The sequence below is a fragment of the Nocardia farcinica genome, assembly GCF_029867845.1.
GTDB classification, from domain to species: domain Bacteria; phylum Actinomycetota; class Actinomycetes; order Mycobacteriales; family Mycobacteriaceae; genus Nocardia; species Nocardia farcinica_A.
Genome location: NZ_JARWRU010000058.1, coordinates 1 through 6,825 on the forward strand (window position 1 = coordinate 1; position 6,825 = coordinate 6,825).

5 protein-coding genes are annotated in these 6,825 nt (G+C 70.1%); 2 read left to right on the forward strand and 3 right to left on the reverse strand.

Going from position 1 to position 6,825, the window contains the following annotated elements; translation table 11 throughout:
• From QH283_RS00920 to QH283_RS00930, 3 genes are all read right to left on the reverse strand, one after another.
• On the reverse strand, positions 1–496 hold a 496-nt coding region (locus QH283_RS00920; RefSeq protein ID WP_280501121.1), incomplete at its 3' end, for a LytR/AlgR family response regulator transcription factor.
• A gap of 48 nt (positions 497–544) precedes the next feature.
• Positions 545–1,732 carry a sensor histidine kinase gene (locus tag QH283_RS00925; RefSeq protein WP_280501122.1) on the reverse strand — a complete coding sequence of 396 codons (1,188 nt, stop codon included), beginning with the start codon at positions 1,730–1,732 and terminating at the stop codon, positions 545–547.
• A 116-nt stretch (positions 1,733–1,848) separates the two neighbouring features.
• A complete protein-coding gene (locus QH283_RS00930; RefSeq protein ID WP_280501123.1) occupies positions 1,849–2,325 on the reverse strand; it encodes a hypothetical protein in 477 nt (158 codons plus the stop codon).
• Positions 2,326–2,675: 350 nt separating this feature from the next.
• Here QH283_RS00930 and dnaE point away from each other — a divergent pair, with 350 nt between their 5' ends.
• Positions 2,676–6,224 carry a DNA polymerase III subunit alpha gene (gene dnaE, locus QH283_RS00935; RefSeq protein WP_280501124.1) on the forward strand — a complete coding sequence of 1,183 codons (3,549 nt, stop codon included), beginning with the start codon at positions 2,676–2,678 and terminating at the stop codon, positions 6,222–6,224.
• Between the two features lie 89 nt (positions 6,225–6,313).
• Positions 6,314–6,706: a hypothetical protein gene (locus QH283_RS00940; RefSeq protein ID WP_280501125.1), complete on the forward strand. Its 393-nt coding sequence runs from the start codon at positions 6,314–6,316 to the stop codon at positions 6,704–6,706.
• The last annotated feature ends 119 nt before the right edge of the window (positions 6,707–6,825 follow it).

Below are 6,825 nucleotides of genomic sequence, written 5' to 3' on the forward strand. Positions count from 1 at the left end.
CCGGGGGCACCGGGGGGGGCCCCCGGCCCAGTTCCACGGGTATCACCGCTTGGGGGTCCTGCGGCGGCGAAGCGGCGGGCGGGCCGGCCGGCGCCTGCCGTTGGCGCCGGACCGCCTCGGCCAGTCTCGCCTCGCGCAGCGGCTTGAGCAGGTAGTCGAGTGCGCCGAGGTCGAAGGCGCCGACCGCGCGGTCGTCGTGGGCGGTCACGAACACCACCGATGGTGGGGTGGCGAACTCGCCGAGGATGCCCGCCAGCTCCATGCCGTCCAGGCCGGGCATGTCGATGTCGAGGAAGACCGCGTCCACCGGGTGGGTGCGCAACAGCCGCAGCGCGCCGGTGGCCTCGCTCGCGGCGTGGATCTCGCCGATCTCCGGGCGTTCGCGCAGCAGGTACACGAGTTCGTCCAGGGCGGGCTGTTCGTCGTCGACGGCGAGCACGCGCAGCGCGCCCGCCGAGCCACCGGTGTGCTGCGTCACGGTCGGTCCCTCGGTCACGGTGGGTCCATCGTAGGGGGTGACACACACCTGAGGCCGGAATCCGGCTCAGGCCCGCACCCCGGCCCGGAATTTCGGCACCCGCATGCCGACCTTCGTCCCCGCCCCCGGCGCGGTCTCCACCACCAGCCCGTAGTCGTCGCCGAAGGCCGCGCGCAGCCGGTCGTCGACATTGGACAATCCGACGTGCGCGGCCTCCTCCGCTCCCGCCGGGCCTGCCGTGATCGCGTCCAGCGCGCCCGAGCGCAGCAGTTCCGGGTCCATGCCCGCGCCGTCGTCCTCCACGCTGATCAGGCAGTCGGTGCCCGCGTCGATGGCCTCGATGGTGATGGTCCCGCCGCCCGGCCTGCCCGCGATCCCGTGCCGCACCGCGTTCTCCACCAGCGGCTGCAACGCCAGGAACGGCAACACGACGCCGAGCACCTCCGGTGCGATCAGCAGCCGCACCTGCAACGCCTCGCCGAACCGCGCCCGCTCCAGCGCCAGATAGCGCTCGATGTTGCGCAGCTCCTCCGACAGCACCGTGTACTCGCCGGCGGCGCGGAAGGAGTAGCGGGTGAAATCGGCGAACTCGAGGATCAGCTCCCGCGCCCTGGCCGGATCGGTGCGCACGAACGAGGCGATGGTGTTGAGGGCGTTGTAGATGAAGTGCGGGCTGATCTGCGCGCGCAGCGCCCGCACCTCGGCCCGGTCCAGCCGGGCCCGGGAGGCGTCCAGCTCGGCCAGGTCCAGCTGGCCGCAGGCATAGCGCGCCACCTCGGCCAGCGCGCCGAGCAGGCCCGGGCCGGGCTTGTCGGTGGTGACGATGCCCAGCGCGCCCGCGGCCGGTCCGCTCTCGGGCAGCATCGGCTGGGCCACCAGCGTGCGTGCGGCGTGCTCCGCCCCCGGCCTGCTCACCAATACCGGCCGCCCGCCTTCGACCGCGCGTCGGGCGGCGTCGGCGAATTCCTCGGCCAGGTCGCCGTGCGGGCCGTCCCAGGCCAGCACCGTGCCGTCCGGCGCGGCCACGCCCAGGGCCGCGGCACTGGTCAGCGCCCGCAGATGCGGGGCGGCCTCTTGCGCGGAATCCTCGGTCAGTCCGCGCCGCAGCGGCACGGCGGCCAGGGAGGCGGTGTGCAGCGCGGCGTGCACCGCGCGCTCGGCGGGGGTGCTCACCACCCGCCGGGTGCGCAGCCACACCAGCAGGGCGAGACCGAGCGCGGCGACCGCGATCGCCGCGACACCCGCCGCCGTCACCGGCTCGCTCCAGGCCCGCACATGGGCTCGATTATCCGCCGCCCGGCGCGCCGTCCCGCTGGACGTTCACCGGGCCCGCGCGTCAGCGGTGTGAGGTCGGCCCCGCCGGCGGGATGTCAGCCCTGGTACTGCGGGATGTCGAAGGCCACCTCGCCGGAGCCGCCGATCGAGGGCGCGCTCACGGTCACCGTTCCGGTGAACGAGCCGGTCCCCGGGCTGAAGATGGCTCCGGGGCCGCTGTTGGACCAGTAGCCGGGGCCGTGCGCGGTGACGGTGAACTCGCCGGTGCTGCCGTCGCCGACATCGCGCCAGCGCAGTGTGACGGTGAGTTCGCAGGAGCCGACGCCGATCATGGTGGTCTGCACGGTGAACGCCGCCGAGTTCGGGTAGGCGTCGCCGTTGACCGAGCTGTCGACCACGGCCACACACGGGCCCTGGGTGAGCGAGTAGACGGTGCCGAACGCGCCACCGGGACCGGCGTGGGCCGCGGGTGCGGCGGCCACGGCGACGGCGAGGCAGGCGGCCCCGGTGACGGCCGCGGCGCGCAGGCTCCGGCGGAGGGGAAGGGAAGGACGGAAGAGCACAGAACTCATTCGATGACCTCGCTGGGGGAGTCGGAAGAGCACTGGAGGAGTCGGAAGAGCGCTCGAGGAGTCGGAAGAGCACTCGAGGAGTCGGAAGAGCACAGCTGCGTTCGTGGGTACGGTACCGATCCCGCGCCCGGCGCGGACCGGAACCGGAGGAGCGGGACCAGCGGATCACGCACACCCGCGCGGGTCTCGCGGACCGGTCCGGGTGATCTTCCTCGCGACACGCGCCCGCCCGCCCAGGTGACGCGCGGACACCGACCTCGGCCTCGCACGGCGGAGGCTGTTCCTGTCGCCCGCCAGGCTTAGACTCGGTGCCCGACCCCCACCACGACCCATGGGAGGGATGAATAGTCTTGGCCGCCTCGTCCGGATCGTTCGTTCATCTGCACAACCACACCGAGTACTCGATGCTCGACGGCGCGGCGAAGATCTCCCCGCTGTTCACCGAGGCCAAGCGGCTGGGAATGACGGCGGTCGGGATGACCGACCACGGCAACATGTACGGCGCCAGCGAGTTCTACAACTCGGCGGAGAAGGCGGGCATCAAGCCGATCATCGGCATCGAGGCCTACATCGCGCCGGGCTCGCGCTTCGACACCAAGCGCGTCCAGTGGGGTGACCCGAGCCAGAAGAGCGACGACGTCTCCGGCTCCGGCGCCTACACCCACATGACCATGGTCGCCGAGAACGCCAAGGGCCTGCACAATCTGTTCAAGCTGTCCAGCCTGGCCTCGCTGGAGGGCCAGCTGGGCAAGTGGGCGCGCATGGACGAGGAGATCATCGCCCAGCACGCCGAGGGCATCATCGCGACCACCGGTTGCCCCTCCGGCGAGGTGCAGACCCGCCTGCGTCTCGGCCACGACCGCGAGGCGCTCGAGGCCGCCGCCAAATGGCAGGAGATCTTCGGCAAGGAGAACTTCTTCCTCGAACTCATGGACCACGGCCTGTCCATCGAGCGGCGGGTCCGCGAGGGGCTGCTCGAGATCGGCCGCAAGCTCGGCATCCCGCCGCTGGCCACCAACGACTGCCACTACGTCACCAAGGATCAGTCGACCAACCACGAGGCGCTGCTGTGCATCCAGACCGGCAAGACCCTCAGCGACCCGACCCGCTTCAAGTTCGACGGTGACGGTTACTACCTGAAGTCCGCCGAGGAGATGCGGGCGCTGTGGGACTCCGAGGTGCCAGGCGCCTGCGACAACACCGTGCTCATCGGCGAGCGGGTGCAGTCCTACGCGGAGGTCTGGCAGCACCGCGACCGGATGCCGATCTTCCCGGTCCCCGAGGGGCACGACCAGGCCAGCTGGCTGCGTCACGAGGTCGAGGCAGGCCTGCGCCGCCGTTTCCCCGACGGCCCGCCGCGCGAATACGTCGAGCGCGCCGAGTACGAGATCGGCGTCATCCTGGAGATGGGCTTTCCGGCCTACTTCCTCGTCGTCGGCGACCTCATCAACCACGCCCGCGAGGTCGGCATCCGCGTCGGCCCCGGCCGTGGCTCGGCGGCGGGCTCGCTGGTCGCCTACGCGCTGGGCATCACCAACATCGACCCGATCCCGCACGGTCTGCTCTTCGAGCGCTTCCTCAACCCCGAGCGCGTGTCGATGCCCGATATCGACATCGACTTCGACGATCGCCGCCGCGGTGAGATGGTGCGCTACGCCAGCGAGAAATGGGGCAGCGACCGGGTCGCGCAGGTCATCACCTTCGGCACCATCAAGACCAAGGCCGCCATCAAGGACTCCGCGCGAGTGCTGTTCGGCCAGCCCGGTTTCGCCATCGCCGACCAGATCACCAAGGCGCTGCCGCCGCCGATCATGGCCAAGGACATCTCGGTGTCGGGCATCACCGACCCCGACCACGAGCGGTACAAGGAAGCCGCCGAGGTCCGCGAGCTCATCAACAGCAACCCCGACGTCGCCAAGATCTACGAGACCGCGCGCGGCCTGGAGGGCCTGATCCGCAACGCGGGCGTGCACGCCTGCGCGGTCATCATGTCCTGCGACCCGCTGATCGAGGCGATCCCGCTGTGGAAGCGGCCGCAGGACGGCGCGCTGATCACCGGCTGGGACTATCCGTCGTGTGAGGCCATCGGCCTGCTGAAGATGGACTTCCTCGGCCTGCGCAACCTGACGGTCATCGGCGACGCGCTGGACAACATCAAGGCCAACCGCGGCATCGACCTCGACATGGACACCCTGCCGCTGGACGACAAGCCGACCTACGAGCTGCTCTCCCGCGGCGACACCCTCGGCGTCTTCCAGCTCGACGGTGGCCCCATGCGCGACCTGCTGCGCCGCATGCAGCCCACCGCCTTCGAGGACATCGTCGCCGTCGGCGCGCTCTACCGCCCCGGCCCGATGGGCATGAACGCGCACAACGACTACGCCGACCGCAAGAACGGCAGGCAGGAAGTCAAGCCGATCCACCCGGAGCTGGAGGAACCGCTCAAAGACATCCTGGGCGAGACCTACGGCCTGATCGTCTACCAAGAGCAGATCATGCACGTCGCCCAGAAGGTGGCCGGGTACTCGCTCGGACGAGCAGACATCCTGCGCCGCGCCATGGGCAAGAAGAAGGCCGAGGTGCTGGCCGCGGAGTTCGAGGGCTTCGAGGCTGGCATGCAGGCCAACGGCTACTCCAAGCAGGCCATCAAGGCGCTGTGGGACACGATCCTGCCGTTCGCCGGCTACGCGTTCAACAAATCGCACGCCGCCGCCTACGGCCTGATCTCCTACTGGACCGCCTACCTCAAGGCCAACTATCCGGCCGAGTACATGGCTGGCCTGCTGACCTCCGTCGGCGACGACAAGGACAAGGCCGCGGTCTACCTGTCGGACTGCCGCCGGCTCGGCATCACCGTGCTGCCGCCGGACGTCAACGAGTCCGAGCAGAACTTCGCCTCGGTCGGCAAGGACATCCGCTTCGGCCTCGGCGCGGTCCGCAACGTCGGCGCCAACGTGGTGGCCTCGATCATCGCCGCGCGCAAGGAGAAGTCGAAGTTCACCGACTTCTCCGACTACCTGAACAAGATCGACGCCATCGCCTGCACCAAGAAGGTCACCGAATCCCTCATCAAGGCGGGCGCTTTCGACTCCCTCGGACATCCGCGCAAGGGCCTGTACCTGGTGCACTCCGATGCCATCGACGCGGTCATGGCCACCAAGAAGGCCGAGGCCATGGGCCAGTTCGACTTGTTCGGCGGCATGGACGCCGACGAGTCGGTGACCAGCGTCTTCAATGTCAAGGTGCCCGACGAGGAGTGGGAGTCCAAGCACAAGCTGGCGCTCGAGCGCGAGATGCTCGGCCTCTACGTGTCCGGCCACCCCCTCAACGGCGTGGAGCACGTGCTGGCCGCCCAGTCCGACACCCAGATCCCGGCCATTCTGGAAGGCGAGGTCAAGGACGGCGCGCAGGTGACCGTCGGCGGCATCCTCGCCTCGGTGAACCGGCGCATCAACAAGAACGGCCTGGCGTGGGCCTCGGCCCAGCTCGAGGATCTCACCGGCGGCATCGAGGTGCTGTTCTTCCCGCAGGCCTACTCCGTCTACGGCGCCGACGTGGTCGAGGACGCCGTGGTGCTGGTCAAGGCCAGGGTGTCGATCCGCGACGACCGGGTCTCGCTGATCGCCAACGATCTGGCGGTGCCCGATCTGTCGTCCATCGGCGTGGCCAAGCCGCTGTCGGTCACCATGACCACCCGCATGTGCACCCCGGACAAGGTCGGCGAGCTCAAGCGTGTGCTGGCCCGCCATCCCGGCACCTCCGACGTGCTCATCCGCCATGTCGGCGCGCGGGAGAAGACCACGGTGCTGAAACTGTCGGAGAGCCTGCGGGTCTCGCCGTCCTCGGCGTTGTTCGGCGACCTCAAGGCGCTGCTCGGGCCGGGCTGCCTGGCGAGCTGAGCGGCCACCAGCGGTTGTTAAGCGGGCGGTAAGCGGGCGCGGGCAGAGTCGTCTCGTCGGTCACCCCCTTCGAGAAACAGGACCCAACGATGACTCTCTCCCGCACCTTCGCCACCGCTCTCGGCACCGCCGCCGCTGCCCTCGTGATCGGCCTGGCCGGCTCCGGCGCCGCGCACGCCCAGGGCGTGTTCACCCAGATCGAGTTCGCGCCCGGCACCAGCGGCGCGGTGATCGACGGCGCGGTGATCCGCGGCGAGTCCGACACCTACTTCTTCGACGCCTACGGCGGCCAGTGGCTGGACGTGACACTGTTCTCCCTCGAGGACAACGCCGCCTTCACCATCACCGGCCCGGACGGCATCACCACCGCCTACCCGGACGACGTGGCCGCGGTGTTGCTGCCCTACGACGGCACCTACGCGGTGAACGTGGCCCCCGAGCGCGGCAACGCCACCTACACCCTCTGGGTCCAGATCAACTGAGCGCGACGATTCCCAGCGCCGCACTCCCGACGGGCCCCCCCCCCCCCCGGCCGGGGGCCGGGGGGGGGAGGGGGAAAACGAGCCAACGTAAACCCCCCCCGGGGGGGGGGGGGAGGACC